The sequence below is a fragment of the Xylophilus sp. ASV27 genome (genome assembly GCF_016428875.1).
Classification (GTDB): domain Bacteria; phylum Pseudomonadota; class Gammaproteobacteria; order Burkholderiales; family Burkholderiaceae_C; genus Xylophilus.
In genome coordinates, this window is sequence record NZ_JAELTO010000066.1 from 1 (window position 1) to 26271 (window position 26271).

The window sequence follows — 26271 nt, forward strand, 5'->3', positions numbered from 1 at the left end:
TCAGGCCTGCGAATTCGCGCAACAGCGGCACATCGTGCAGCGACTCCTCCATCGCCGGATCGCTCAGCGTGAACCACTGCTGCATGAAGTGGATGCGCAGCATCGTCTCCAAGGCAAACGGCGGGCGGCCGCGCTTACCGTCGGGTGCGTACGGTCTGATCAGACTCACCAGAGCAGCCCACGGCACCACGCGTTCCATCTTCGCCAGGAACTCGCGCTTGCGCGTTCGCTTGGTCGTCAAATTCAGGCCCAGCTCGGCTTGTTTCATCGCGTCGATTGTCCTCGCGCACTTGCACTGATCAGCACATCGCGGCGCGATTTACGCAGACATTCCATAGCAACACATCCAGAGCCAGATTACGATTGCCTATGACCAACAAGAGACTTGCGGGAAAGACAGCACTCATCACGGGTGGCACTGGCGGTATCGGCATAGCCGTTGCCCAATGCTTTATCGAGGAAGGCGCGAAGGTTTACATCACTGGGCGGCATGCTGCTCGCCTAGCTACCGCGGTGCAGGCACTGGGGCCAGGCGCGACAGGCTTTGCAGCGGATGTCACTCGATCAGCGGACATGGAACGCCTACGGGACCAGTTGCAAGCACGCGCAGAGGGGATCGATATCCTTTTCGCCAACGCCGGAGCCGTATCACAGGCGCCGCTCGGCGCGATGAGCGAGGCTCACCTTGATCTGATACTCGGCACCAACATCAAAGGTCTAGTGTTGTCGGTCCAAACGATGCTACCGCTATTACGCGACGGTTCATCAGTGATCTTGGCTGGATCCAGTAACACTGCACGCGGCAGTCCGGGTCTGAGTGCCTACAGCGCGAGCAAGGCAGCGGTACGGAGTTTCGCACGTAGCTGGATGCTGGAACTGCGGTCACGCGGCATTAGGGTCAATGTGCTTAGTCCGGGGCCAACCCGAACACCGATGCTTGAATCGATGGCCCCTGCTGGGCAAGCCGAGCGGATGTACGTGATGCTAGAACGCGGAGTTCCTTCCGGTCGACTGGGCACACCGCAGGACATCGCCCACGGTGCTGTGTTCTTGGCATCGGACGAAAGCCGATGGGTCAATGGTTCGGAGTTTGCGATAGACGGCGGTGTCGCGCAGTACTGACTCACTCTCGCGTTCGAGCACGATCCAGAAGCGCCTGCACGATGGCGTTTATCGTGCGATGCTGCGACCGTCCAGCATAGCGCTGAGCAAATTCTTTTGCGGCCTTGCGATACGTCCCCTCGCGCAGCAATTGGGCCACGGTGCCATCGCTGAGTCGCAGACTGGCTTCACCGTCAGGCATTACTACTGCTGCGCCGGTGGAGCCCAGCTTGGAAGCCAAAAGAAACTGATCGATCGTCAAAGGAATGGTCAGTAAAGGAACCCCTGCCAACAACGCAGCCGCTGCCACGCCGTGTCCCGCATTACTGACCACCAGATGGGCGTCGGCAAGCAAGCGTTGTAACTGAACGGCAGCATCAACGACACGAATGCCCACGCTGCGCAGGTGCCCGACCACAATCGGCGGCAGTTCCTGCAGAATTGCGATGATTTCCGCCCGCATCACGGTTCTCAGGTACATGAGCACAGGCACCAGCGCCGGACTGGGTTTCAGATAGACAAGTACCCGAAATGGTGCGCCGGAGCTTCGTGCATCACTAGCCCAATCGAGTGGTATACCCCGGTCCACTGTGATGATCGGTCCCACATAGTTGACCTCTGCACAGCGCGGACCGAAGCAGTCGATCTCGGGGAATGTGGTGAGCAATTGAGTGCCGATGGCATAAAGGTCGGACAGTTCCTCGAGCATGTTTGCCCCGCGCAAATCGCACCAAAGATTCAGGCGCATGCGCAACCGATCTTCATATCGAGAGATCACGGCAGGATCGACTTTTTTCCAAGGACGAATGACCGGAAGTGCAGACTCCAGTGGAGGAGCCTCCCAGCCCACTGGAATCTGGACTACCGGCAGTTGATGGAGGCGTGCGGCAAAGAGCGCCCCCGGGGCGAAATCGGTCAGCATGACGTCGGGTCGCCATGTGGATAGCAGTTCGTCCCATTGCGCAATCGAACGCGCCAGCAATTGGTCATCGCCGAATACGCAACGCTCCAGGATCTGCGCATAGAACTCATATTCGAAGGCCCCGACTTGGGCGGCGACCAAGGCGCCAGGGCACTTTACCAATGCGATGTCAGATCGCTGCAATGCCAAGCGTGCCTTGCCGACGTCGGGCACCGCAAACAGAACCTCATGCCCTTCGGCCAACAGGCTGTCAATAACCGGCAGCACGCGCAATAAATGCCCCCAGTTGTTGCCCAACTCCACGACAGCCAGGACGCGCACTGGAGGTGAATTGACCGTCTTGGTAGATGTAACAATCCCCACCATTTTTGACTGCACCTTCGGCCCTCAGGGACGCAATATGAGATCGGCGAGCGAGCGGCCCTCAGCATCGCGCTGAGCACCCAAGATGCGTCTAGCCATCTTCTCGAAGCGCTCTGCATCCTGGGTTTCACCGCCAAGGATCGCAGCGGCGTAGTCTGCGCTGACGCTGCGTCCTGGCAACCCTTCAGCCCGGCGCAAAGTCTCGCGCGCTGATTGCGCCTGCCCGCGCAGCGCGAGCGTGACAGCCAAGCCACCCTGGCTCTCGGCAAAATTGCGGTCAAGCGAGATGGCCTCCTCAAACGCCAACTGCGCGGCTGCGAGGTCACGCATAAATATCGCGCACCAGCCGATCGCATGCCAAGTGCCAATGTGGCCCGGCATGAACTGCACCGCGCGGTGCAAGACCATCTGGGCTTCTGCAAAGTTGCCATTGAGCATGTGGGCTAGGCCCAGCGCAGAAAGTGTTCGTCCATCCCTCGGGTGCCCCCGCTCAGCCCTGACTAACAAAGGCAACGCTTGACTGCCTTGACGCTCGCCAAGCAGCACCGACCCCTTGGCAACCAGTGCTTCATGCTGCTGCGGGTTCATTGCAAGAGCACGCGAAGCCCATGCATTTGCAAGGGCTGGCTGGCCCAGATCGACGGCCATCAGCGCGGCAGTTCCAGCCGTCGAGGCTGACGCATGTTGCGCCTCGAACTGCTGGTAAAGGGCAACGCCTTCCTGCAGCTTGTGTTCCTGGTGCAAGCACCGAAGGCGCAATGTCAGGACTTGGTCCATCAAATCAGCAGGTTGCTCCTGCATCAGCTCGACAAGGAGGGCATTCGCCAAGGCGGATTCCCCAAGTGCGAAGTGGGTATAGGCCAAGTTGTAGCGCAGTCCGGGATCGTGCTGCCCTTCATTGATCAACCCTTGAAGCTGTGCCTCTGCGCCTTGCCAATCACCACGCGCCATAGACAGTACGGCCTTTCTGTGCCGCAATTCGGCCCCCAAGGGATCGATCGCAAGGGCACCATCTAGCGCAGACGCCGCAACGTCCAGAGCGCCAGCAGCCAACGCCCGCTCAAATAGCTCGGCGCGCAAACGCAGGTTGCTGGGATCTGTTTCCAACAGCTTGGCCAACGTAGCCCAAGGGGCGGACGCGAGCGCAACCTGACTTGGGGTTGGAGAAGAAGGCATTGAGGTCATTTCTATGATGAGGAAAGGTTCAGCATCGGCTAGAAGGACTCCGGTGCTATCAGTTTGCGCAGCTTGCGCAGCGCCTGTTCATGAAGCTGCGCAACACGGCCACGCGTGATACCAAGCGTCTGTGACACCAGTTCGTAGGTCATGCCCTGAAGGTAATGGCAGCGCACCACCGACTGTTCCCGTGGAGTGAGTTGATCAAGGGATGCGTGCACGCGTGCCATCACTTGATTGAGTGCGACTGACTCGTAGGACCGGTCGGGTAGTGCACTGTCCGCCTGCTGCATCAGCGCCGTATCCGCCAGCATCGTGCTCAACACCAAGCTGACGCTGATGTCCGCCATATGATTCAGCAGTTGATCGTCGTCGCAGCTCTCCAAATCCACCGCATGGGCTGCTCTGACGGCGCGCACACGCTCTGCCACCAACCGTTGGTGCAGGCTCAACTGTTCTTGTCGCTCACTGATATGCGCAAGACCGTCACCGACCGCCCCCCTTATTCGCAGATAAGCATAAGTCGTGAATTTGACACCGTGCGACGGGTCGAACCGGTCAATGCATTCAATGAGTCCGAGCGTCGCCAATTGCACGTACTCGGTGAACTCCGTCTCGTGATAGCTGTGGATTTTGTAGAGGCCCGCCGCCAGCGCTCTGGCATAGGGCAGGTGCAGCAATATCAGCTTTTCCCGAGCCTCCATATCCCGCAGATTCACGAAGCGCTGCCATAGCGACACTTCAGGATCGGCCTCCGACGCCTGCGGCACCTCCGTTGCAGCACCCTGCAGGGCTAGCGCTTGCAAATCCGGATTTCCGTAGGGAGCCGCTGGAACTGGCGTCACGACTGTCCTCATTTCTGCGCGGCCCAGCACCCCAGTCGCAGGATGGGCGCACCAGCCAACAAGCAGCATGACGCGCGAATTCGGCGACAATGGCCCAATTCCGCCTCTCCATCATTTGGTATATGAGCCCTGCTTCTGACTCCCTCTCGCCAGACATCCTGCAGGCGCTTGCCGCCAGCGCTGCGGGAGACAGTGCCACAGCCATCGAACTCTTCAAACGCGCAGCGCAACTGGCTCCATCCTCCGCTATTCCACACTATCTGTTGGCAGCAGAACAGGCGCATTTGGGGCTGGTCGAACAAGCGGAACACAGTTTCGCCAATGCATTGTTGCTCCAACCTGACATGAACATGGCGCGGTTTCAGCTCGGCTTGCTCCAGTACTTCTCGGACCGGGAGGCTCTCGCACTTCTGACTTGGCAACCGCTCAAGGAACTGGAACCCACAGATGCTCTTCGGCATTTCGTCACTGGATTTGACGCATTGGCCCACTCGCGATACATCGAAGCCCGCGACCACATCACCCGAGGGCTGATATGCAACAAAGAAAATCCCGCGTTGAACGCGGACATGCAGCAAGTAGTCGCCCGTATCGATGCGCTCCAGCCTTCGGCTATCAAACCAGAGGCACATATCGACAGCACGGATCAAGAACTGGAGACCTCGCACGTGCTGCTCGCAAACTACCAACAGCCAGGTCCTGCGCACTGATAGTACCCAACAATTTTCCGGAACACCCTGTATGTCACGTATCGAAGGTTCGCAGCTGGCCTTGCTGATACGCGGGCAGTTGAATGCGCTGCGGCTGTCCAATGCCGACATAACCAAGGCAGCACGCAAAAGTTCGGAGACACAGAGCGCTACCGAAGTATCTCTGGACTCTCGGGAAGAAGCGGATTCTGCTGCCAGTTTGCAGCAGCGAATCGGCATAGCCGTACGCAGCATCCCGCCAGACAATCCCGGCCGCAAACGTAAGGTACTTCGAGTTTTCCTTGAAGCCGTGCTGCTACAGGAGTTGGGAGAGAACCTCAAGTCCGACCCCTCCTTCTCTACGCTGGTCGACCAAGTGCAAACACTCATGGAGCAGGACGAGGCCCTAAGCCGGGCCTGTGCTCGCACAGCGGATGTGTTGCTAGCGCAGGCATATCGTGCAACAGACAAGCGCGCTATGCGCTGAGCAGTTTCCGCGCTGTGATTGGCCGAAAGAACGAGCGTAACCAGCATGCCGCCCCCTGCAGGCATTCTTCTTTGCATTAGTGGAAGCTTCCCACCAAGGCCTTGAGCAATAGACTCCAGCCGTCGATCAGGATGAACATCAGGATCTTCAGTGGTAGGGCGATGGTGGTCGGCGGCATCATCATCATCCCTAGAGCCATTAACAAGCTCGACACGATCAGATCGATCAATAGGAACGGCAGAAACACCACGAAGCCTATCTGGAACGAAGCACGCAGTTCCGATAGCATAAAAGCCGGTACCAATTGGACGTTGCTGATGTCGTCCATCGAGGTGGGTGTCTCGGCCTTCGACAGTTCCACCATGAGCGCAAGATCCTCTTCACGTGTCTGCCGCACCATGAATTCACGCAGCGGCGCAACGCCTTTGGTGTAGCCCTCCCCTATCCCGAGTCGCCCGGCCATGAAGGGCTGAAATGCCTCGCGGTTCATCTGCTCAAGCACTGGTGACATGGTGAAGAGCGTAAGGAACAACGCCAGGCCTATCAGCACGGTGTTCGGAGGCGTTTCATTCATTCCGATCGCGTGGCGCAACATCGAAAGGACAATGATGATGCGCAGGAAGCTGGTAAGACATACCAGCATCGCGGGCAGGACGGCCAGCAACGTCAAGCCGAGCACTATGCGTAGCGCCTGCGCTGTTTCCGCAGACGGAACTGCAGTTACACCAGCGCGGGACGCTTGTGCATGCGCCAGACCAGCACCGAGCGCACCCAGTAGAAGTCCCAGCATGGCCGTGCCACGCACAAATATGCGCACCATCTCCGAACGGGAGCAAGAGAGGACTCTCATGTAGGCTCGGCCGTTGAGGATGCCACGGTAACTTGCGCTTCTGCAATGAGAGATATGTCTTGTTCAGCGCACGCGAGTAGAAAACTGCGTCCTTGCCACTGCACCTCATGTACGCTGTGTTTCGGCGTCAAGCGTGCGCTATGTACCACTTGCAATCGCGGCCTGTCGGAGGCCTTGAAAAGACGACCCAGTGTGGCTGCGCTAAATCGACGCCGACGCCAGGCAAGCCAAGCCAGCCATATTCCGCCTACTAGCAGGAGCACAACCAGAATAAAGCCGTTTGTTTCACCGCTCATCCAATCCAGCCCGCCGTGTTCACTCTCTCGTCTCAGGGGAATACTCAGGGGAAGCGTCATGGTGCGGCCGGTGCAGTGAGTCCGAGGGGCACTGGGAGTTCTGTGATGCGTACGGCAAATTGGTCCCCCACTGCCACCAACTGCCCACGCGCCACCACCTGCCCCTCTAGCATGATATCTACTGGTTGATGCACTCCTCTGTCCAATACGATCACCTGGCGTTCCACCACCCCCATCAGCTCACCGACGGTCAGCGACACGCTTCCAACACAAACCTGCAGCGTCGTACGAACGTTGCGCAAGGAATCGGCCAGATTGATCACGGTTTTTCCGCCCGTCGAAGCGCGATCCACCGTGTCGGAGAAATCGTCGAGCGCGATCACCTGCGCCTGAGGCGGCAGGTCGAAACTGTCGGTTGTGCGATTTTGGGCGGCAGGAGCCGCATGCGTAACTGGCGCTGGCATGGATTGCTGTGGAGGTTACGTAACTACGAGGTGAAAGGGCGAAGGTTTTTCAGAGATCTGACGCAACAGTGACTTCCAAGGCTAGGCGATCTCGACATTGACCAAGCCAAACGGAGCAAAGTTTTTGTGCAGGAGTACCTTGGGAGTCGAGCAGCATCTTCGCAGGCGCATCGAGCCGATGCGGTAAAAGGATGACATCACCCAGCGCAAGATCTTCAAGCTGACCGAGGTTGATCTGCACCGACTCCAGTTCAATGCGAATCGGCAGATGATGGAAGCGCAATGCGTGCGCTGGCGAGATGCATGCGGCTGCCGGCATGGTTGCGACAGGCGGTGATGCTTGAAAACCCGCTTGCGCAAGCAAGCTCTCCACTGATACTGCATCCAATGTGAGCCACCATCGTGGCCCCCACCAAGCGAAGGAAAAATGTAGTCGCCCCTGCCAGGCGTCCATCGCGGTGAGATTCGCAACGCTAACCTCCACCACGCTTCGGTCCGATCCTTGCCTTACTCCCATACTGGAAAGTACGCTGCACCAATCGTCCCACGCATCGGACGCGATCTGTGCCGCCATCGGCGTTACGCCATCTTGGTAGGACGCACCGGGACGCGCAGTCTGGGCGGATTCGCCAAACATCTGGGTCGCCAACAGCGCCCTCGCTTCGGGACCACCGAGCAACGAGGCAGGAGAGGTATCTGCAGCTTCCAGTCGCACAGATTCCGTTTCGGCATCAATTTTCAGACCCCAGCGGTCAAGCCATGACTCGAATTTTTTCCGCAGCAACGAACAGACCGCATACTGCGCCGCCACGCTCCAGCAGAGCAGTTCACGGGCGAGATGCTGTGAGGCCATGGGTGATAACAGCCCCGGAGATGGGGCAGGCCTATCGATATAGGTGTCGTGCATCGGATCGCGCAGGCTACTTGCTTTGCATTGAGAACAGTTGTTGCAGCATCTCGTTGGCGGTGGTTATTACTTGCGAACTGGCTTGGTAGCCACGCTGCATGATGACGAGGTCACTGAACTCCTGCGATAGGTCAACGTTCGAAAGCTCAACAAAGCCAGACTTGACGGAACCGAAGGCGCCGCCTGCAGTGCCTGCATGCCAGCCACTACTGTCGGTGGCTTCGTACTCGTTGTCACCGATCGCACGCACTGTGGCAGTGGAGTCGAAGCGCGACAGCGAAAGACGCGAGCCTTTAGCCGTTTCTCCGTTTGCATAAGTCAGGATCAAGACTCCTGTAGCATCGAAGGCTGTGGAGGTGAGGTCGGCTGATGCGTAGCCATCCTGCTTCGAGAAATTAATAGCGCTGACCGACTTCGAACTGTTCGAAGTCACGTCTGTGCTGAAGTCAAGCGTCAGTGGCACCGTAGCTTGGCCAGCGGGGGTATAGCTCATGGAGACTTTTGCACTGGCAGCGGTCGGGCGGCCTGTGTTATCAAACACCAGTTGTCCCGTCCCGACCACGGAACTGCCCTCGAGTAAATCCACACGCCAGCTGCCGGCGGTCGTCGCACTCGTATCGGTCAGTTTCACACTAAGCGTGTGCTCTCCGCCTGCAGCATCGATCACCTTGACGCCAGCGATATTCTGCGTGGCGGAGGCAGGCGACACATTGCCATTGAAGGACAGCACGCTGGAGGCTTTGCCCGGCTGAGTCTTCATACCAGCAATGCTGATCTCCGACATGACACCGTTGGCGTCCAACCCCAAGACCTTGGCACCAGCAGCATTGACCAATACCCCGTCGGCATTGAAGTGAAACTGGCCAGCTCGGCTATAGGCAGTGCTGCCATCAGGGTTCTTCAGAGTGAAGAGGCCTTCACCGTCAATCGCTAGATCCAAGCCATTGCCCGTCTGCCGCATCTCCCCCTGCTTGAAGGACAGGGCAGTGCCAGCAGTGCTTAGGCCGTAGCCCAATTGCCCACTATTGCCGCCGTTAGAACTGCTGCGCGAATAAAAGGCGTCTGAGAACTGCATCGACGTGCTTTTATAGCCCGGGGTGTTCAGATTCGTCGTGTTGTTCGCAATGGCACGCAAGCCGCTGGAAAAGCCAGCGAGGCCGGACATGCCCACATAGATGGAGTCGATCATGGTGTGTATCTTTCTGCAGTGAGTGGGGCCCAGTGCTCAACGCACTGCGGAGATCTGACTGAGGCTGACGCCAGTAAGCGTGCCATTGACGGTGGTCTGCACGGTGATTTGTGGCGAGTCACCCGAAAGCGAAAGTGCAGTTACGGTACCAGCGACCGTACTACCCGTAGTAGTCATCACGTCGACGGTGCGACCTAATAGTCCGACAGATTGCAACGCGGACTGGTTGCCAATCAAGGTCGCAATCTTGCTATTGAGTTGCTGGGTCTGCTCCAAACTGGTGAATTGCGCCATTTGCGCCATGAACTGCTGGTTGTCCATTGGCTTCATCGGATCCTGATAGGTCAACTGCGTAAGCAATATCTTGAGAAAATCCTGCTGAGTCAGGCTGCTTTGCTGCAGCGTGGCAGTGGTGGAGCTGATGCCTTGGATGCTCATGGAGTCTCCCGAAAGAGTGTTGAAAAGATGGAGCTGGAATACGGTGCAAGGAACGGCTCCGACGTGGGCGAGCCGAGCAAGCTGGAGAAACGCGGGCTTGAGGTCTGCTGGCGTGAGTCGGCAGCATCCCACACCAGTTGGCCATTGCATATCACGCGATTCAAACGCTGCCCCTGAAGTTGAAGCGCAGCGCAGAGCTGCGGCACGATGAGCGCTGCCTGCTGCGCCACCTGCTGAGCAGTACCATCGAGACCGAGCCAGAGTTCGACCCCCTCGGGGCCCAATTGCGCATGCAACCGAGCAGATGCGGGTGCACTTGCAGAGATCGTTCTGGACGGACCAAGTACATCTGTCAGGTCAGAGAAGCGATCCGGCGTGGCAGGCGAAGTCAGCAGTTCCGCCAAATCGGCAGGTACGGGCTGCTCTGCCATAGCCATGCCAACGAAAGGCGGGCTCTCAGCCACGGTTGCGGATGCCGTCACCATCCGCATGATGGCGGGCTCGTCGGCTGACAGCATTTGGCTGGCCGAGTTGATCAAGTGTGCGCCGACTGCAGCAGCATGGGAGACGTGAAGGTCATCTTGTCCCTCACCTTCTGAGGGAAGCAACTTGCTTGCGCATGACGACAAGCAGGAAATGCCTTGCATAACTGGTGGATGGCTGGCATCGGCTGCAGTCTGCAAGGCTTCGCGCAACGTGAATCCTATGTCGCTTGGCGTGGTGCCACCAGTTTCCTTTGCAGAAAGCACACTTGTCACATCCCCGCTCGCCGGCGGCGGTTGCTCAGCCTTGAGGTCTTCTGCACTCAAGACATTCGTTCGCCGGGTCCGTGTGTCGGGCCTGAGCTTTTCCTCTGTGAGCGTCTCCGGAGATACGAGGTGCACTACCGGTCGCGGCTGCCGGTAAGGCAGGTCAAGCGCGGAATCAGACCCGCCAGATACTGCACTAGCCGTTGGGGAGGTAGTCGTGGCTGGAGCCTCAAAAGGCTGGAACCAGCAGGACATCTGAGCCTGCTCCATCGCGCGCTGCCAAGCCTGGCGCGCCGTCGTATCGCTTGATGAGCCACCAGCGGCTGAAGAAGAGCCAGGGATTGGTCGCCGGGATTCGGTGAGAACGACTCTGGCGCCGGAGTTTTCATACGGAATCATTGGTGGCCCTCTCGAACAACCAGCAGGGGCAGTGTTGGTCTTTTCACGCGACCAATCCAATCCCGATCAGCCTCGGCAGAGGCAATGCGCTCGATTTCTTGTGCATATACCTGCAGTTCGTCAGCACGGTGTCGCTCTAGACCATCGAGCTTGCGCTGCTGCGCAATGACTTCAGACTGAAGTTCCGCACGCCGGCTGCGCAATAATCCATGCCTCTGCTGCGACGCCATGACCCGATGTCGCAATAACGCCAAGTAAGCCAGTCCACGCCTGTATCCATCAATGTCAGCATGACTGCTGAATCGGCACTGAAGCTCAGCGGCGCAGTTTTGCGTCATAGCATCCAGTTGCTCGCGCTCCGCTTCGACCGCGGTGATTTCCCGCTGGATCCTGGCAAGCTCATTGCGCGCTTTATCCATTCGCCACTCTTGCTGATGCAAGAAAGGCGCTAGCGAGTAGGAAAATCCACGGACATCAGCAGTAGTGGATGTGCTCGAATTACTCATCAGTGGCCTCCTTTGCTGCGAACCGTAGCGGGCGAAGCCATTGGCGAGCCATCTTCACATGCCATAGGTCCGGGCACCGACAGCAGATTGTGCAGCTTCTGCAGCGCGACCTCCCGCGGCTCGCCTCCCTCCTTTTGACGCAGCCATGCCTGTAGACTGTTTTCCAATGCTAATGAAGCGTCAAGCGCAGGATTCGTGCCCTTCTCGTATGCACCAATGTCTACAAGTTGGCGATTCCGCTCGAGGAGCGCCAAATGGCGTACCGCCTCGACTACCAGTTTCTGGTCAGCAGCCGTGGCGAGATCTGGCAGTAAACGGCTCGCACTCTTCAGGACGTCGATAGCTGGGTATTGGCCTTGATGAGCGAGGTGGCGTGACAGTACGATATGTCCGTCAAGGATAGAGCGAACGCTATCGGCGACAGGTTCGTTCATGTCGTCGCCCTCCACCAGCACGGTCAGTAGCGCCGTGATGGAGCCGCCAGAAGCATCGGTGCCACATCGCTCGCATAACTGCGGGAGCTCTGCGAACACGGACGGTGTGTAGCCGCGTGCGGTAGGCGGCTCGCCTGCAGCCAGTCCGATTTCTCGCCGCGCCATCGCGAAACGAGTGATTGAATCCATAGTAAGGAGGACATGGCGACCCTGATCACGAAAATACTCGGCGATCGCCACAGATGCGTAGGCGGCACGGGTTCGTGCCAGCGCCGGCTGGTCGGATGTCGAGACAACGACAACGGAACGAGCAAGACCGCTCGGTCCAAGTTGCTTGTCGATGAAGTCCCGGACTTCGCGGCCGCGCTCGCCGATCAAGGCAATAACATTCACATCGGCGGTGACATGTTGGGCGATCATTCCGAGGAGCGTGCTCTTTCCAACCCCGCTGCCTGCGAAAATCCCTACGCGCTGCCCAAGGCCGACTGTAAGCAGTCCATCGATGCAGCGAACACCCGTTTGCAGCGGATGCTGAATACGAGGACGGCGCATCGGGTTGAGTGGTGTTCCGTGCAGCGGCCACTGTGCCTGTGCAACCGGGTCAGGCAACTCGTCAAGCGCGTGACCGAATCCGTCGATTACCCGTCCGAGCAGCGCAGGACCGACCCCAATGGTGGACTGGCTCCCGAGCGCTATCACCTCATCGCCCGCAGAGATGCCCTGCATGCTGCCATAAGCCATCAGCGTAAGAAGCCCAGGCTTGAGGCCAACGACCTCAGCCACTACTGAGCCCATCTCAAGGTGCCCTGCAGGATTGTTGCCCAAGTGCCCACGGGACACGATTCGACACAACTCCCCGACTTTCGCGTCAGGGCCCTGAGCCTCAATCGTCAAGCCTTGCATCTGCCGGACCCAACCGATACGGCGCGACAATTCGGTCTGTCTCACCGCAGTGCGATAGTCGCTCAGCAAGCCCGTATGCCTAGGTTGAGACGAGGGCATCATGTGGCGCGTCCTGCGGCGTCTGCCAGTCCGGGTGTACGCCGCAAAGCGCGGGTGCGCAGCAGGCTGGATTTCAGCGCATCAAGCTGAGTTTCGAGCCGCGCGTCCAACGCACCTTCGGACGAGCGCAGCATGCATCCGCCTATGGCGACCTCCGCATCGGCAACCCAAGACAGCGAGTTCCCCCCGGCGCCGAAACCTGCGCCTCTCAGCATACTGACGGCTTCGGGATCGGACTGGAGCAAAGACAAGTCGTCGGGGTGCAGATGCAAACTCAGCGGCGCTCGACCATGCCAAGCCTCAAGGCTGGTTTGCAACTGGCTGCGCAGCCCTGGAAGGTCAGCCACTTGTTTGCCAAGCATCCGGCACAAAGCTTCGAAGGCCAGCGCAAGCATCTCGTCCTCAGCATCGACCACTGCATGATGCACATGATTCTGAAATTGTTGTAATACGGCCTCCAGGAGCGCCAACCTACGCTCCCAAAGAGCATGCAACTGTCGAGTGTGCCGATGCACTTGTTCCTCAGCTTCGGCCAGCGCCGCACTCACTTGTGCGGTCGCGAAGTCCTGTGCTGCTTGGCGCATCTCATGCTGAGCCCCCTGCCGCCCCTCCTGAACACCGTGTTCGTAACCAATCCGTTGGCCGTGAGCCAGCCCTTCGTCATAGGCGGCTCGACACAATAGCTGCACATCTTCCCTGGTAGAGTGGCTCGGTGCAGATAGCTTGGCTGACTCGCCTAATTGCGGTCTGCCGTTGCCACCATTCGAGCATGCCGCAGCAGAAACGTCTAAGCTTGCCGGAGTGATGCTCGTTGGCGGCCGACGAGGCAACCGTCGAAGCTCGGCACTTGTGCCGAGGTCACGCAAGACCCGCTGTTGGTTGCTCATGGGCGTGTGCTCCGACGCCACCGGCTGGCAAACCACTGCCGTAAATTAGCGCTGAGCCCTTGGTCATTTGCTGCGGTCTCGATCAGCGCTGGCCGCTCTTTTGACGAACACCAGCCACGCAGGGCTCGCCTTAGCGCCGCAGCCCGGCTCGCAACGATGGAGATATCTGCTGTCTGGGCACGCAAATCCTCAACTTGGCGACGCTGCACTGCTGGCAGTAGCTCAAGTAAACCCGCAGCCCAAGGCCAGGGCGCTATCGCCAAGCACTGTGCCACCAAGCTCGCCGGCTCCCGCCTCAAGGCGAGCGAGAGTGTGGTGACAGCCTCTGCAGAGAGTTGCATCAGAAAGGCATGATCATCTAGCGCCGCCCTATCCGACTGAGGCGTGGCGTTGACAGTTGCCAAAATTCGGCCTGCATTGGACGCTATGCCCATCGCCTTGAGTTCCGCCAACAGTTCGCGCAAGCGCTGCTGCTGACTAGGAGCAAGCTGAGCTATCAGCCAAGCTTGGTCTACCGCTGTCAGCCCGTACAGGATCAAGGCAGCCTGCCGCTCGCCATGCCCCTGGGCTGCAGTTGCAAGATCTGCAAACTTCATGCGGAATACCCAGACGGCTGTCGACCTGCACCAGATGACGGCACATTGGATATGTTCTCTGCGCTCATCCAATCCTGCACCTGCCGCAGGGCAGCCTGCCGTTCTGTCTCGCCCATTGGCCGAACTGACGAATCGTTGCCTTCAGCACGACGACGGTGCAAGCCCAACGTGACGAGCAGTCCAAACAACACCAGGACAGCCAGGGCCGCAATCAGCATGATGACCTGATCCGGCGCAGTGCTAAGGGCAACGCTCTCAGCAGGCTTCCCTACCATATGGGGCGCCGAAGTTGCGGCAGGGGAGTCCACAGAGTCGTGCTCCGCACCTTTGGACACAGCCAAGGTTCGCATCGATTGAACCACTACTGTATCGCCACGCTCTGGATTGGCACCTACTGCTGCAGCCAGCAAGCGTTTGAGTTGCTCCTCCTGCTGCACTTCCAGAGACTGTCGCACCACAGCCACCACCTGGATACGACGTACCGCGCCTGCGGGACTCACCACCTGTTCAACCCTGCGGCCTACTTGGTAGTCCACATCTCGCTGAGTGCTGCTGCCGCCCATCACCCCGCTAGCGCTGCGAGCGTTGTCGAATGGCACCGTGTTACCGTCTCGCACCGACTCGCGCTCCTTGACCATCACGCCCTTGCTGTCAGTAGCCCGAGACGGAGCGGGGATGATGTCCTCAGTCGTGGTGCGCACCTGATCCATATTCAACACCACGTCCACGCTAGCCAGCGCTTGACCGGCACCAAAGGTCTGCTCGAGAACCGCAGCAGCCTTGCGCACCAACTGATCCTCAGTTTCCTTCTTGAGCTGTAATCGGCCGGTGCCATTGCCACCAGCAGCAGAGTCGGAAGCATCTTCACTGGAGCGGCTGAGAGCAACACCTTTTTTGTCGAGCACGGTCACGTCCTGCGGCGTCATGCCCGGCGTGGCAGCAGCAACCAACCGCTGAATGCCGCTCACCTGTTCCGGGCGTAACGACTGCCCCTCACGCATCGTCAACGTGAGAGCCGCCTTGGGTTTTGCCGTGAGCTGTTTGAATAATCCTTGCTCCGGCAGTGCTAAATGAACTCGCACGTCCCGGACCTCCGAAAGCGAAAGGATGGTGCGTGTCAGTTCGCCCTGCATCGCTCGCTGGTAGTTGATCTTCTGCGCGAACTCGGTCATGCCGAAGTCAGTATTGTTGAAGAGCTCAAAGCCAACCGCACCGTGCAACGGCATATCCTTTCCCATGAGCTTGATGCGGGTAGCGTGTACCTGCGCACGATCAACCAGGATCGCACCGCTCGCCTCATCTAGACGATAGGGCACCTTCAGTTTGTCAAGTTCACTTGTCATCACCGCGGCGTCATCGGGCCGGAGGTCTGAGAAAAGCACCTGATAGTCAGTGTGGAGGAACCACCATGCTGCAACCCCGGTAGCGATCGCGATCAACGCGACGCAGGTCACCAAGCCCATGCGGACACCGCGGCCCAAACCCTGCCAAAACTCGTTCACGACATTTAATCCTGCATTAATGGAGTCGATATGACGGAAGCGCCCTAAACCTGCATCTTCATAACGTCTTGGTAGGCTTCCAGAACCCGATTGCGCACTTGCATAAGCAACTGAAATGAAAGGCGACTTTCTTCCAACCGGATCATCACTTCGTGAAGGTTATGCACGTTGCCAACGGACAGTCGTTGCAAGTCCACCTGATCGGCCAGAAGGCGCTGATTTACGTGCCCAAGCCCTTGTGCAACCAAATCGCCAAAGGCTGTAGAGCCGCCCTGAGCCGCGACTGCCTGCGGGTGTCCCATCGCCGACGTCAGGGAGGGGTGCTGTACTTCTAATGAAGGTTCGCTGATACCCCGCCCCACTGGCGCAATGGCTGCCACCACGGCGCTCACGAGTTGCCTCCAATATCCAGCGCTTTCAAAGCCAGATTGCGGGTCGAGTTCATCGCAGCAACATTAGCCTCATAGGATCGAGTAGCACTCATCAGTGTCACCATTTCGGTAACGGTGTCCACTCCAGCATATGTGACAAAGCCCTGGGGGTTAGCCATCGGGTGGGCTGGCTCGTAGACCATCCGCGGCTCTTGCTGTGTCGGCTCGACTTGTACGGTCGCCGCTGCCAGTCCCTGTGACACTGCATCACCGAAGGTCGCCTGTGCCAACACACGCAAAGATCGATAAGGGGTAGTACCCGGCGCGGCAACGGTATTAGCGTTCGCCAGATTCAACGCTGCCACCTCTACGCGGGTGCGCTCAAGCGTCATTCCTCCGGCGCTGATCGCAAATATATTCGAGTAGTCCATAAATTTCTGTTTGTTGTTTTTCGCGGATGCTCGACTTCAGCGCTTACCATCACTGACGGCAGTAGCAATAACTCCGAGTTGTCTTGATAATCCTTTCAGTAGCGCCTGATATTGCACGGCGTTTTGTGCCATCTCGGCGACTTCCGCGTCTAGTTGTACGGCTGCAGGCGATCCATCCGCTGAGAGCAATGGTCGAACCGGAAGAGGCGTTGCAGCGAGATCGGCCATCATGGTTGCATCTATACGGCCGTAATCCATCAACTGTGACCGTGCATCTTTTAGGTAGGCGTCGAAATCGACACGGCGCGCGACATAGCCTTCAGTATTAGCATTAGCGATGTTGCTCGCGATCAATTGTTGCCGCTGCATGGCGGCATCCAGAGCAAGCGACAAACTGGACAAGGTAATGGCCTCGGAACCTTCAATCATAATTTACTACCTACTGGATTATGAGTTCAGCGTGCAATGCACCCGCGGCCTTCACGGCCCGAAGAATTGAAATGATGTCGCGGGTGCTGGTCTTCAACCGTGCAAGTGATTGCACCAAATCAGACACGGTATTGCGACCATCTACATAGCCTGTACCACCAGGCTCCGACACATCAACCTGGGTATTAGTGACTACTGCGGTGCGGATGCCGGGGTTGGCCGGTCCGATAATGCCTGTCGGCTGATAAGCAGCTGTCTGACTGCTTATCGATAGCTTGAGGTCACCCTGCGATATTGCGACGCGTTCAATGCGGACATCGCCTCCAGAGACTACCGTTCCAGTGCGCTCGTTGATTACCACACGTGCACGCCTGTCCGGCTCCACAGTGACACTTTCGAGTCGCGCAACAAAATGTACCAATCGTTGCCGATCGTCCTCGGGTACCGCGACTTCAATACCTGAAGCGTCACGGGCACGCGCGAGCGGTGCACCAAGCTGACCATTAATCGCCTCGGCAACCCGGTTGGCTGTGGTGTAGTCGGGCTCATTCAGGACAAAGGTGATGTCATTGGCCTTCGACAACATTTCGGCACTCACCCCCACTTCGACAATCGCCCCGTTGGGTACCGAACCCACGGTTGGGTGGTTCTTCTGGACCACATTGCCGTTAGCGTCATAGCGGTATCCCCCAACCGACAGCGCGCCCTGACCAAGTGCATAGACCCTGCCATTGGGCCCCTTCAAAGGAGTGAGCAACAGGCTGCCCCCAACCAGACTGCGTGCGTCCCCAGCAGATGTCACTGTGATGTCTAATGCATCGCCTTCACGAGCAAACGTCGGTAGCACCGCACTCACCATCACCACGGCCACATTGCGGCTCTGCACCTGCTCGGGCGGCACCGTGAGGTTGAACTGCGACAGCGCATTCGACAGGGCTTGACGCATGCCGCGGTTGGTAGGCGAGTCGCCGGTTCCCGCCAAGCCGGAAACGATACCGGTGCCGACCAGGACGTTATCGCGCCAACCTTGGAGCTTGCCGAGATCCTTAACGCGCACAAATTCTGCCCCAATAACCTCTGTGCTCGTACAGACGCAAAAGGAAAACGCGCAAGCGATGAGCAGAGCCTTGGGTAACCCAGCATGAAAGCGTTTGCAGTTCATGCTCACAATCCCGTCCAATCCAGCAAACTGCGCCACCACGGCCTGCGGTTGCGCTCAGCCAAGTCCCCTTCGCCTACATAGGTGATCCGCGCGTCCGCAAGACGTGTCGACATCACTACATTGCCATCGGTAATATCGACCGGTCGCACACGCCCTTCCAGCGTCACCTTCTGCGGCTCTTGGTTCACAGTCAGTTGCTGGTCGCCAGCCACCTTAAGGTCGCCGTTGGGCAGTACATCCCGCACAGTGACAGTAATCGTGGCCAATACACGATTAGTGCGCTGCGTCTTTCCGCCGCCATCGAAATCCCCCCCTACCCCGACCGCAGTCTGCCCTACGGTGTTCGATCCATGGCTAAGCAGGGCAGATAAGGAATTTTTGCGGCGCGTATCGGTATCCACACTAGACGTCGCAGTTGAGTTTTCGAAGACCTGCACAGTCAACACGTCGCCGACTTGGTAAGCCTTGCGGTCTGCAGTCAGTGCACGAAAGTTTTGTGCTTGATAAAGACTTTCTGCCCGCAATACGCTCGGCGCAACGGAGAGTAAACATGTGACCCACACCGCCACTGCCGCCGCCGGACTTGCACGAGGGAACATCTTCATGGTTTCATCTCCAATTGCCCAGGACCGCTCACTCGCGCCAGCACCACCCCGGTGGCGTTTGCTTGACGCACTCGAACAGTTTGCCCAATTTGGCCGTCTTGCAGCACCTCAACCCGACTTTCGAGCGTCACCAGCCCCTGATGCGAGACCAGATTAACCCATTCGCCACGCGCCACAGCGGGCTTTTTTCGCGAATTGATGGTAATGGCCGACTCTTCCAGCCGAGCACCAAGTAGATGCTCTTCGCTGCGGTTTACTGTAGCAGTCATATCGCCAGACGCCAGACCGGAAGGCAAGGCCGGATCTACAAAGCTCTGTTTGGTAGAGTCGACCCGCTTTCCCTTGCCGGTATTGAATTTCTCGGAGGCCATGTCGGTACCGGCATAAACATCGACCTCGAAGTGGATAGGCACGGCACGCACGAAGTGTCCATCAAATGACGCGTCCACCCAAACCAGCATGCGCTTAGTTATTGGGGCATTGCCGAGAGGTCGAGCCGTCAACGTGCCCCCCTTCGGAAGCAAAAAATCACTAGGCTGCGATACCACTTGCAATTCAATCTGTTGCTCCGAAAACGGATACGCAGCCGACTTCAGGTGTGCCATCAATGCAGTGCGTGCCACAACCACAATCTCCTCAGCGGGTATAGCACGGCCTTCCGCGCTCACAACCGTATCCAAAGCGCCATGCAATTGCACCCCTGCACCCCACAAGCCACGCATCCGCAACCAACGCTCGATGCGCTCTCGCTCTATAATGGCCGTCTCTCCAACCCTCGGTGCTTGGCCTATTGGCAGCGATAGAGCCCGTTGCAAGACCGGCAGACTCGGGCTCGACAGTATGGCAACGTCACCAAGCCTCACTCGTGGGCCGTGCACTTGTACCTGCGAACGCATCTCAATACGCAGAACCGGTGCTAGCTCCTCACCCGCATCAACGGCGGCGCCAGCGGCAACAGGCAGTAATGCCACCGCTACGCCAAGGCTGAGCAGGAATGACACAGAAGGCACTACTTGCGCAGGCCGTTGGCCATGCCGGTCATTTCATCTGACGCCTGCACTAACTTGGCATTCGCCTCATAGATGCGCTGCGCGACCATCAGATTGACCATCTCGTCTACCATTTTCACGTTTGAGCCCTCCAGCACGCCTTGGGCAAGCGTGCCGACGCCATCCTCGCCAGCCTTGGCAGTGATCGCAGCCCCAGATGCATCAGTGGCCCGGTAAAGCCCATCGCCCTGAGCTGACAAACCTTGGGTATTCGCGAAGCGAACGAGTTCCAATTGACCGATTTCGGAGGCGTTTGCCTGGCCTGCAACGGTCGCCTGCACGCGACCACTAGAGGTGATCGTCAGCTTCTGGGTACCGTCTGGCACTGTGACACTGGGTTTGAGCGGATGACCAGCTTGGGTAGCCAACTGGCCGTCTGCATTGATCTTGAGCGTACCGCCCCGGGTGTAAGCGCTGCTACCGTCCGGCATTAACACTTCCAAAAATCCGTCGCCTTGAATTGTCAAGTCGTAGGCAGAGCCCGTCTGCTTTAAATCTCCAAGGTCGAACATCTTGGAAACACCGGCAATGCCCACCCCCATACCCGCGCGCGCGAACGGTGCAAGCAGATCGACTTCACCATCTGCATTAGACATAAGTCGAGAGGCGTCACGCACCATCAAATCAGAGAAGTTGACCCGGCCTTTCTTGAAGCCGGTGGTGTTCACATTCGCCAAGTTGTTGGCAATCGTGTCCACATTGAGTTGTTGGGCCTGCATACCCGTCGCGCCAATATAGAGTGCATCAAACATAGAGTCTCACAGAAATGTATTAGAGGTAAGGGCTGGGTCGGACTAAAGCTTGTCAGGCCAGGTCGCCGAGCTTGCGAACAGCCTGACCGGTCATATCGTCGTAGCTGATCGCCACCTTCTGCATCGACTCAAAGTGCCGCATCGTCTGGATCATCTGGACCATCTCCTGCATGGCGCTCACGTTAGAGTTCTCCAGGTAGCCTTGGCGTACTTGGATGTCAGCATCCTTCATCTGCGTGGGAACTCCTGCACCTTGCACCAAGCCTCCTCCCTGTCGTTGAATAGCCTTCGGATCGTCGAACTGCACAACTTTGAGCCGCGCTACCGGCTGCGCGTCCGCTGGATGCATGCCCGTGCCGAGAGCCTTTCCGCTACCTCCGTCGGTGAAAGCCGCTGCTGCACCCTGACTTTCGAAGACATTGCCGGCGGCATCAATGACCGGCTCAGCTGCGTTAAGCCGTATCTCTCCACCTTGCCCCATCACTAACTGCCCCGCTGCAGTCACGAGCCGCCCACGCCCGTCTATTCGGAAATCACCCTGCCGCGTGTAGGCAGGACCGGCTTCCGTCAATACCTCGAAATACCCAGGTCCGGCCAATGCCAAGTCAAGTCCCCGCCCGGTAGATTTCAAGGTCCCCACACTGACGTCGGCCTGTACCAGCATCGAAGGCGAAAAGGGTGGTAAGGAATTCGCGATGGCTGATGAGCTAGAGCCTGCATGTAAGCCATCTACCATCGCGGAGAATTGGGGATTGACCAACGGAACCGTTACTCCGACCGTTACCTCACGCTTGTAGCCGGGTGTCATCGCATTCGCCAGATTCGCGGCGACGTAGTCGAGACGCAGCGTGTCGTCACGCATCGATTTCAGCCCGAGAGCCAGGATTTGCTGCATGGTAGGTAATGTAGGAAAACAGGGATCAGAGGGAAACGACCGCGTAGGACTTGAGTTCGACGCTGTGGGGAATTTCCGTCATCGATAACACCCGCAAATGCGGAAGCACCCGTTCCGACAAAGCCCGAACGTGGCGCCGGAGTTCCGGGGAGCAGAGCAGCACGGGGAGCAAATTGCTTTTCATCATTCGTTCTGCGGTCTGCAGTAGCCGCGTGATGAACTGCTCGGCCAGACGTGGTTCCAGCACGAATGCGGGCAGTTGCGAGCCCTCCTCCGGTCGAGATATGCGAGCCTGCTGCATACTCTGCATAAACTGACTCTCCACCACAGGGTCGAGCGTCATCACGTGGAGCGCATTGGCATCTCCAAGCAAACTTTGACAAATAGCGTGCCCTAGGCGATTACGCACCATTTCCGTCAAATGACTCGCATCCTTCGACTGACGCCCCGCATCAGCTAGGGTCTCGAGGATAGCTTCCATGTGCCGGATTGACACTTTTTCGCGCAGCAGGTTTTGCAGCACCCGTTGGACATCGCTGACTGATAGCACCGTGGGAATCAGTTCCTCAACGAGGCTAGCCTGAGTCTGGCGTACGCGTGCAAGTAGTCGATCCGTCTCTGCGCGGGTGAGCAATGTTGCAGATTCACGCCTCAGGACCTCGGTGAGATGGGTCATGAATACCGTCGGCGCATCAACGATCGTGAATTTGGCCGCTATGGCGGCATCGCGCTGCTGCTCTTCGATCCACAGCGCTGGCAGTCCATAGGTCGGATCCTTAGTTGGTTCTCCAGCAAGAATGTCGGTTTTGCCGGTGGGATGGATCGCGAGCAAGCGGTCCGAACGCGCCTCGCCACGGCCACAGACGGCTCCATCCAAATGAATCTCATATCGATCAGCGCCCAATCGGGCTGAGTCCTTGAAGCGAACGCGCGGCAGTACAAGCCCTAAGTCCTGCGCGTGCTGCTTACGGAACGTGGTAATGCGCTCCATAAACACGTTGCCTGGTTGGTTTACCAATCCAATCCAATGGCTCCCGACATGGACCTCAATTGGTTCCACAGGTAATAATGCGTACGGATCCTGCGCAGGTGCTGCAGCAGCCTCACCAATATCATCCTCCGGAGCATTGATCGATTCATCTGCAGTCCGCTCGGCGGCAGCACGGTAGGCGAACCAAGCTGCCACACCCACCATGCAGATCAGAAATAGTGCCGGCCACGCTGGTATGCCAGGCAATATCAGGAGCCCCAGAAGCGCGGCAGCGACTAGCAGTAACGTTTTTGGGAATGAGGTGATCTGCCGCAAAACCTCCTGACTCAAGTTGCCATCTGATGCCGAACGAGTGACGATGATGCCGGTACCCACCGCAATCACCAACGCGGGCACTTGGGTGACAATTCCATCACCGATAGTCAACAAGGTGTAGCGCTGCAATGCCTGATCCCAGGCCATTTTGTGCTGCATTACGCCAATCACTAATCCGCCGATGATATCTATCAGTAAAATGATGATGCCAGCTATAGCATCGCCCTTGACGAATTTACTTGCACCATCCATCGCTCCGTAGAACGCCGCTTCCTTATCCACATTCTTGCGGCGACGCTGCGCTTCGGCTTGATCGATAAAACCCATATTCAGGTCTGCATCGATACTCATCTGCTGCCCAGGCATGCTATCAAGCGTAAACCGTGCGGCAACCTCCGACACCCGCTGCGCGCCGCTAGTCACCACTACGTACTGCACCACGATCAAGATCAAGAAAACGATCAGGCCAATCACGTAGTTCCCACCCACCACATATGAACCAATCGCGGCGATCACGCGACCGGCGTCACCTTCAGAGAGGATCAATCGTGTCGCTGCCACATTAAGCGACAGACGAAATAGGGTGGCCACCAGTAAAAGCGAGGGGAAAGTAGAGAACTCCACCGGCCTGGCCATATAAAACGTGAGCAGCAAGATCAGAAGCGCAAAACTGAAATTGGTAAGAATCAGAAAATCCAGCAGCGGACTCGGAATGGGCGCAAAAAGCACAACCAGTACGCCGAGCACCAGCAGCACAATTGAAACGTCGCTGTGCCGTCCAAAAGTTTCCCGCAGAATCTTCATGATTTAGATCCCACTGTGCCGCTGGCGCCTCGCTCACGCATGGCAAACACCCAAACAATGATCCGGGCTACCTCTGCGAATAGTTGTGGCGGCACATGATGCTGAACGTCTAGTTCTTTGAAAAGCTGACGTGCAAGTCCTGGACTGCGCACCACCGGGATACGGTGCTCGGCCGCGATCTGACGCATGACCACCGCCAGATGGCCAGCGCCCTTCGCCACCAATTGCGGTGACTCCATTCGGCCATGCTCATAACGCAGTGCGACTGCCAAATGCGTAGGATTGGTCAACACCACATCCGCAGTTTTTGTCTGCCGCAGCGCCTGACTCCGCTTGCGCATCTCTCGACGAAGCTCACGCATGCGTGCACGAACCCGTGGATCGCCATCGCGATGCTTGGCTTCATCTTTGATATCACGCTTGCTCATTCGCATCTTTTTCGCGAACTCGCGACGAGTAACTACGAAATCGGCAACGGCAATGACAACCAATATGAGAATCATCTTCATGCCTAAGCTTGAGACGTCCGCCAGCAAAAGTTGGAGATATCCTAGAGGCGACAAGCTCGAGAGGTTGAAGAACTGCGGCGCCATGTCGACCAATGCGTAGTAGGCGACGCCAGTCAGTAAAGTGAGCTTGATGCACGCGCGGAACGCATCAAACAAAGTGCGGACTGTCCAAAATTTTTTAAAACCGTTAACCGGATTGAGCCGATCGAAATCTGCTTTAAGTGGGTGAAAGGACAGTATCGGGCCGGTCTGCAGAATGTTGCCCACAACCGCAGCCAGCATGAGCGTGAACAACAGCGGAGCTTCCCACGCCATAGTCGTCTGAACCATGCGCGCCACGATGGGCCAGAGCACTGCGACACCCCCGCCTGCACGATCAACTTGCGTCAGCAACATTTGGTCAAAGCGAAACTGACTCCGCACCGCGTCCCAACCGTGCCAAGTTAGGTAAACAACAGCCGCCACATAGACGATTGTCGAAGTCACGTCATTGCTTTTGGCGACCTGCCCTTTCTCGCGGGCCTTCTGCAGTTTGTATGGGGTGGCCGCCTCACCACGATCAAGATCCTGCTCGGCCATTAGTGCAGCCTTTCAAAGCTTGGCACTGGAGACTGGGGTTCAACAGATACTGGCCGCCGCCCAACGTCCAAAAACAACTGACCCCATGTGTTGTAAATACTGAGATAAATACGGTTCACTGCACCATTCATGCCTACGAGCCACCAAGACAGCACTGCGATACCAACCACAATTTTGACAGGTATGCCGAACGCAAACATATTCATCTGCGGCAAGTTGCGCGCTACTGTAGCCAAGGCGAATTCCACTAGCAAAATGCAGAAAATCACAGGCGCAGCCAGTGCGAAGCCAAGGCTAAACAATCCAGTGAATTGCCGAATAACGGTGCCTACCGATGCTTCTATGGGCCAAGCAACCCCGGCTGGAAGAACATCCAAGCTGTAGGAAATTCCTCGCAAAAGGGCATGATGCCCATCGACCAAGAAAAATACGATGACCGCAACGTAGTCAAATGCCGAGACCAATAAGGGACTTGCTCGATTGCGCACGGGATCAAACACTTGGGCAATGCCAAATCCAATCTGTACATCCAGCAAATTTCCCGCAACGGCAAAAGCCGCAAAGGCCATCAGCACCCCTAGGGCTAGGGTAACCCCCAAACCTAGCTCTATGAATACTGCCTCAATGAGATGGCCGGCCTGCAAATCGACCGGAGAGGTTCCGGCTGACAAGAAGCCCGCAGCGAGCACCAGCGCCAGCGCAAGGACAATCAATGCACGAATGCTCAATGGTATAGGCATGGCATAGAAAACCGGCGTCATAGCGAGCACTACGGCGATTCGGATGGATAGCAAGAAAATGGGATAGAGATGAACTGCTGGCGTTGCAGCACCCCTCAAGAGCTGATCCAAGGCGGCCGCAATGTTCATATCTTGCTAGAACATTTGTGGAATACCGCTCCAAAGTTGGGTGGCAAATTGCCCCAACTTTCGAAGTATCCACGGACCAAACATCAATAGACATATGCCCGCGGTCAGAAGCTTCGGAACAAAGGTCAGTGACGCGTCATGCACCTGCGTCACGACTTGCACCACGCTGATCACAAGGCCGACCAGCAAAGTCAAACCCAGCACAGGCATACACACCATCAAACCCGTCCACAACAGGTCTGACATCATTTTCAAAGCCAGATCAGCACTCATCCCTTCACCTTTGTTAATTTTAGCGGCGCTCTTAGTTGCTACGCCAGTTATGCAGGCCAGAAAATTCTAGCATGCGGAATAACCCAAAAGAACTAACGAAGCGGCTGTGGCCAAAGCACATCAAAGATGGCAACTGTGACATTTCATGTATGCACCGGATTTCCCTATGTGTCGCATCGCGGCCAGTCATGTGGCCGCTTGCTGAACAGATCCGGTCGCTCCTGGTACCACTCTTTCATGGCCTGCATGGGCGTCTTGCTGCCCAGCGCTGATTGCGGCAACTGGTGGTTGTACAAGACCACATAGCGCATCCCATTACACACATCTCCCCTGATGTCCAATAGCGTCCCCGAGGACGTACGAAGCAGGTAGTGATGAGCTGGGCGCAGGAAGAATTCAGGACACTGGATCTGGGTGATGAGCGCCTGAGAGCGC

Annotated in this window: 30 protein-coding genes and 1 pseudogene; 3 read left to right on the top strand and 28 right to left on the bottom strand. The window is 57.5% G+C overall.

Translation table 11 applies throughout. The annotated features are described in order from the left end of the window. The coding region (locus JHD63_RS14310) for a transposase (protein ID WP_198971497.1) at positions 1–268 on the bottom strand (268 nt) is incomplete at its 3' end. Positions 269–369: 101 nt separating this feature from the next. On the opposite strand from JHD63_RS14310, the gene JHD63_RS14315 reads away from it, so the two are divergent. Next, a complete protein-coding gene (locus JHD63_RS14315) occupies positions 370–1122 on the top strand; it encodes an SDR family oxidoreductase (protein ID WP_198971498.1) in 753 nt (250 codons plus the stop codon). 1 nt (position 1123) lies between these two features. Here JHD63_RS14315 and JHD63_RS14320 read toward each other — a convergent pair whose 3' ends face one another. The 3 genes from JHD63_RS14320 to JHD63_RS14330 are packed head-to-tail and all read right to left on the bottom strand — an operon-like array spanning position 1124 to position 4407. Then, a complete protein-coding gene (locus tag JHD63_RS14320) occupies positions 1124–2389 on the bottom strand; it encodes a glycosyltransferase (RefSeq protein ID WP_198971499.1) in 1266 nt (421 codons plus the stop codon). 21 nt (positions 2390–2410) lie between these two features. Then, a complete protein-coding gene (locus tag JHD63_RS14325) occupies positions 2411–3562 on the bottom strand; it encodes a tetratricopeptide repeat protein (RefSeq protein WP_198971500.1) in 1152 nt (383 codons plus the stop codon). 38 nt (positions 3563–3600) lie between these two features. After that, on the bottom strand, positions 3601–4407 hold the full coding sequence (locus JHD63_RS14330) for a sigma-70 family RNA polymerase sigma factor (protein ID WP_198971501.1): 807 nt from the start codon (positions 4405–4407) through the stop codon (positions 3601–3603). Positions 4408–4496: 89 nt separating this feature from the next. On the opposite strand from JHD63_RS14330, the gene JHD63_RS14335 reads away from it, so the two are divergent. Then, positions 4497–5117: a hypothetical protein gene (locus tag JHD63_RS14335; protein WP_233168166.1), complete on the top strand. Its 621-nt coding sequence runs from the start codon at positions 4497–4499 to the stop codon at positions 5115–5117. A 31-nt stretch (positions 5118–5148) separates the two neighbouring features. Then, on the top strand, positions 5149–5583 hold the full coding sequence (locus JHD63_RS14340; RefSeq protein WP_198971502.1) for a hypothetical protein: 435 nt from the start codon (positions 5149–5151) through the stop codon (positions 5581–5583). Positions 5584–5659: 76 nt separating this feature from the next. On the opposite strand, the gene fliP is transcribed toward JHD63_RS14340, so the two are convergent. The 24 genes and pseudogenes from fliP to JHD63_RS24040 all read right to left on the bottom strand — a co-directional run. Then, the gene (fliP, locus tag JHD63_RS14345) at positions 5660–6403 is read right to left on the bottom strand and encodes a flagellar type III secretion system pore protein FliP (protein ID WP_198971523.1); all 744 of its coding nucleotides are present in this window, start codon (positions 6401–6403) and stop codon (positions 5660–5662) included. 26 nt (positions 6404–6429) lie between these two features. Then, entirely contained in the window at positions 6430–6789 is a 360-nt protein-coding gene (locus tag JHD63_RS25000) for a flagellar biosynthetic protein FliO (protein ID WP_198971503.1), read from the bottom strand. After that, the gene (locus tag JHD63_RS14355) at positions 6786–7193 is read right to left on the bottom strand and encodes a FliM/FliN family flagellar motor switch protein (RefSeq protein WP_198971504.1); all 408 of its coding nucleotides are present in this window, start codon (positions 7191–7193) and stop codon (positions 6786–6788) included. The genes JHD63_RS25000 and JHD63_RS14355 overlap by 4 nt, the downstream gene beginning before the upstream one ends. Before the next feature lie 49 nt (positions 7194–7242). After that, positions 7243–8100: a FliM/FliN family flagellar motor C-terminal domain-containing protein gene (locus JHD63_RS14360; RefSeq protein WP_198971505.1), complete on the bottom strand. Its 858-nt coding sequence runs from the start codon at positions 8098–8100 to the stop codon at positions 7243–7245. Between the two features lie 13 nt (positions 8101–8113). Then, a complete protein-coding gene (locus JHD63_RS14365) occupies positions 8114–9289 on the bottom strand; it encodes a flagellar hook protein FlgE (RefSeq protein ID WP_198971506.1) in 1176 nt (391 codons plus the stop codon). 36 nt (positions 9290–9325) lie between these two features. Further along, the gene (locus tag JHD63_RS14370; protein WP_198971507.1) at positions 9326–9727 is read right to left on the bottom strand and encodes a flagellar hook capping FlgD N-terminal domain-containing protein; all 402 of its coding nucleotides are present in this window, start codon (positions 9725–9727) and stop codon (positions 9326–9328) included. Further along, entirely contained in the window at positions 9724–10536 is an 813-nt protein-coding gene (locus JHD63_RS14375) for a hypothetical protein (protein ID WP_198971508.1), read from the bottom strand. The genes JHD63_RS14370 and JHD63_RS14375 overlap by 4 nt, the downstream gene beginning before the upstream one ends. Before the next feature lie 335 nt (positions 10537–10871). Continuing rightward, the gene (locus tag JHD63_RS14380; RefSeq protein WP_198971509.1) at positions 10872–11381 is read right to left on the bottom strand and encodes a hypothetical protein; all 510 of its coding nucleotides are present in this window, start codon (positions 11379–11381) and stop codon (positions 10872–10874) included. Next, positions 11381–12820 (bottom strand): FliI/YscN family ATPase, encoded by a 1440-nt coding sequence (locus tag JHD63_RS14385; RefSeq protein WP_370590514.1) that lies wholly within the window; start codon positions 12818–12820, stop codon positions 11381–11383. Before JHD63_RS14385 ends, JHD63_RS14380 begins: the two co-directional genes overlap by 1 nt. Then, positions 12817–13704: a FliH/SctL family protein gene (locus JHD63_RS14390; RefSeq protein WP_198971510.1), complete on the bottom strand. Its 888-nt coding sequence runs from the start codon at positions 13702–13704 to the stop codon at positions 12817–12819. The genes JHD63_RS14385 and JHD63_RS14390 overlap by 4 nt, the downstream gene beginning before the upstream one ends. A gap of 592 nt (positions 13705–14296) precedes the next feature. Next, complete coding sequence (gene fliF, locus JHD63_RS14395; RefSeq protein WP_370590515.1) at positions 14297–15802, bottom strand: flagellar basal-body MS-ring/collar protein FliF; 1506 nt, start codon at positions 15800–15802, stop codon at positions 14297–14299. Between the two features lie 44 nt (positions 15803–15846). Further along, a complete protein-coding gene (fliE, locus tag JHD63_RS14400; RefSeq protein ID WP_370590517.1) occupies positions 15847–16194 on the bottom strand; it encodes a flagellar hook-basal body complex protein FliE in 348 nt (115 codons plus the stop codon). Then, complete coding sequence (flgC, locus tag JHD63_RS14405; RefSeq protein WP_198971511.1) at positions 16191–16604, bottom strand: flagellar basal body rod protein FlgC; 414 nt, start codon at positions 16602–16604, stop codon at positions 16191–16193. Before flgC ends, fliE begins: the two co-directional genes overlap by 4 nt. Positions 16605–16640: 36 nt before the next feature. Beyond that, complete coding sequence (gene flgB, locus JHD63_RS14410; RefSeq protein ID WP_198971512.1) at positions 16641–17033, bottom strand: flagellar basal body rod protein FlgB; 393 nt, start codon at positions 17031–17033, stop codon at positions 16641–16643. A 10-nt stretch (positions 17034–17043) separates the two neighbouring features. Further along, positions 17044–18195 (bottom strand): flagellar basal body P-ring protein FlgI, encoded by a 1152-nt coding sequence (locus tag JHD63_RS14415; RefSeq protein ID WP_198971513.1) that lies wholly within the window; start codon positions 18193–18195, stop codon positions 17044–17046. Positions 18196–18197: 2 nt separating this feature from the next. Further along, on the bottom strand, positions 18198–18800 hold the full coding sequence (locus tag JHD63_RS14420) for a flagellar basal body L-ring protein FlgH (protein ID WP_198971514.1): 603 nt from the start codon (positions 18798–18800) through the stop codon (positions 18198–18200). Further along, a complete protein-coding gene (locus tag JHD63_RS14425; RefSeq protein WP_198971515.1) occupies positions 18797–19801 on the bottom strand; it encodes a flagella basal body P-ring formation protein FlgA in 1005 nt (334 codons plus the stop codon). Before JHD63_RS14425 ends, JHD63_RS14420 begins: the two co-directional genes overlap by 4 nt. Positions 19802–19809: 8 nt before the next feature. Beyond that, positions 19810–20601, bottom strand: a complete 792-nt coding sequence (gene flgG, locus JHD63_RS14430; RefSeq protein WP_198971516.1) for a flagellar basal-body rod protein FlgG — start codon at positions 20599–20601, stop codon at positions 19810–19812. Positions 20602–20653: 52 nt separating this feature from the next. Next, the gene (locus JHD63_RS14435; RefSeq protein ID WP_198971517.1) at positions 20654–21496 is read right to left on the bottom strand and encodes a flagellar hook-basal body protein; all 843 of its coding nucleotides are present in this window, start codon (positions 21494–21496) and stop codon (positions 20654–20656) included. Between the two features lie 25 nt (positions 21497–21521). Beyond that, the gene (gene flhA / locus JHD63_RS14440; protein ID WP_198971518.1) at positions 21522–23606 is read right to left on the bottom strand and encodes a flagellar biosynthesis protein FlhA; all 2085 of its coding nucleotides are present in this window, start codon (positions 23604–23606) and stop codon (positions 21522–21524) included. After that, complete coding sequence (locus tag JHD63_RS14445; protein WP_198971519.1) at positions 23603–24694, bottom strand: EscU/YscU/HrcU family type III secretion system export apparatus switch protein; 1092 nt, start codon at positions 24692–24694, stop codon at positions 23603–23605. Before JHD63_RS14445 ends, flhA begins: the two co-directional genes overlap by 4 nt. Next, the gene (locus tag JHD63_RS14450; RefSeq protein ID WP_198971520.1) at positions 24694–25563 is read right to left on the bottom strand and encodes a flagellar biosynthetic protein FliR; all 870 of its coding nucleotides are present in this window, start codon (positions 25561–25563) and stop codon (positions 24694–24696) included. Before JHD63_RS14450 ends, JHD63_RS14445 begins: the two co-directional genes overlap by 1 nt. 6 nt (positions 25564–25569) lie before the next feature. Continuing rightward, positions 25570–25836, bottom strand: a complete 267-nt coding sequence (locus tag JHD63_RS14455) for a flagellar biosynthetic protein FliQ (protein ID WP_198971521.1) — start codon at positions 25834–25836, stop codon at positions 25570–25572. Positions 25837–26000: 164 nt separating this feature from the next. Then, positions 26001–26271 (bottom strand): annotated as a pseudogene (locus JHD63_RS24040) (hypothetical protein); the annotation flags it as partial.

Bases quoted from the DNA above. Each gene is read 5' to 3' on its own strand.
- JHD63_RS14320 (WP_198971499.1), bottom strand. From the start codon at position 2,389: ATGGTGGGGATTGTTACATCTACCAAGACGGTCAATTCACCTCCAGTG.
- JHD63_RS14390 (WP_198971510.1), bottom strand. From the start codon at position 13,704: ATGAGCAACCAACAGCGGGTCTTGCGTGACCTCGGCACAAGTGCCGAG.
- JHD63_RS14380 (WP_198971509.1), bottom strand. From the start codon at position 11,381: ATGAGTAATTCGAGCACATCCACTACTGCTGATGTCCGTGGATTTTCC.
- JHD63_RS14315 (WP_198971498.1), top strand. From the start codon at position 370: ATGACCAACAAGAGACTTGCGGGAAAGACAGCACTCATCACGGGTGGC.
- JHD63_RS14435 (WP_198971517.1), bottom strand. From the start codon at position 21,496: ATGCAGCAAATCCTGGCTCTCGGGCTGAAATCGATGCGTGACGACACG.
- JHD63_RS14450 (WP_198971520.1), bottom strand. From the start codon at position 25,563: ATGAACATTGCGGCCGCCTTGGATCAGCTCTTGAGGGGTGCTGCAACG.
- JHD63_RS14455 (WP_198971521.1), bottom strand. From the start codon at position 25,836: ATGAGTGCTGATCTGGCTTTGAAAATGATGTCAGACCTGTTGTGGACG.
- JHD63_RS14365 (WP_198971506.1), bottom strand. From the start codon at position 9,289: ATGATCGACTCCATCTATGTGGGCATGTCCGGCCTCGCTGGCTTTTCC.
- JHD63_RS14415 (WP_198971513.1), bottom strand. From the start codon at position 18,195: ATGAACTGCAAACGCTTTCATGCTGGGTTACCCAAGGCTCTGCTCATC.
- JHD63_RS14420 (WP_198971514.1), bottom strand. From the start codon at position 18,800: ATGAAGATGTTCCCTCGTGCAAGTCCGGCGGCGGCAGTGGCGGTGTGG.
- JHD63_RS14360 (WP_198971505.1), bottom strand. From the start codon at position 8,100: ATGCACGACACCTATATCGATAGGCCTGCCCCATCTCCGGGGCTGTTA.
- JHD63_RS14385 (WP_370590514.1), bottom strand. From the start codon at position 12,820: ATGATGCCCTCGTCTCAACCTAGGCATACGGGCTTGCTGAGCGACTAT.
- JHD63_RS14335 (WP_233168166.1), top strand. From the start codon at position 4,497: ATGGCCCAATTCCGCCTCTCCATCATTTGGTATATGAGCCCTGCTTCT.
- JHD63_RS25000 (WP_198971503.1), bottom strand. From the start codon at position 6,789: ATGACGCTTCCCCTGAGTATTCCCCTGAGACGAGAGAGTGAACACGGC.
- flgG (WP_198971516.1), bottom strand. From the start codon at position 20,601: ATGTTTGATGCACTCTATATTGGCGCGACGGGTATGCAGGCCCAACAA.
- fliP (WP_198971523.1), bottom strand. From the start codon at position 6,403: ATGGTGCGCATATTTGTGCGTGGCACGGCCATGCTGGGACTTCTACTG.
- JHD63_RS14325 (WP_198971500.1), bottom strand. From the start codon at position 3,562: ATGCCTTCTTCTCCAACCCCAAGTCAGGTTGCGCTCGCGTCCGCCCCT.
- JHD63_RS14355 (WP_198971504.1), bottom strand. From the start codon at position 7,193: ATGCCAGCGCCAGTTACGCATGCGGCTCCTGCCGCCCAAAATCGCACA.
- flgC (WP_198971511.1), bottom strand. From the start codon at position 16,604: ATGGACTACTCGAATATATTTGCGATCAGCGCCGGAGGAATGACGCTT.
- JHD63_RS14340 (WP_198971502.1), top strand. From the start codon at position 5,149: ATGTCACGTATCGAAGGTTCGCAGCTGGCCTTGCTGATACGCGGGCAG.
- flgB (WP_198971512.1), bottom strand. From the start codon at position 17,033: ATGATTGAAGGTTCCGAGGCCATTACCTTGTCCAGTTTGTCGCTTGCT.
- flhA (WP_198971518.1), bottom strand. From the start codon at position 23,606: ATGAAGATTCTGCGGGAAACTTTTGGACGGCACAGCGACGTTTCAATT.
- JHD63_RS14370 (WP_198971507.1), bottom strand. From the start codon at position 9,727: ATGAGCATCCAAGGCATCAGCTCCACCACTGCCACGCTGCAGCAAAGC.
- JHD63_RS14445 (WP_198971519.1), bottom strand. From the start codon at position 24,694: ATGGCCGAGCAGGATCTTGATCGTGGTGAGGCGGCCACCCCATACAAA.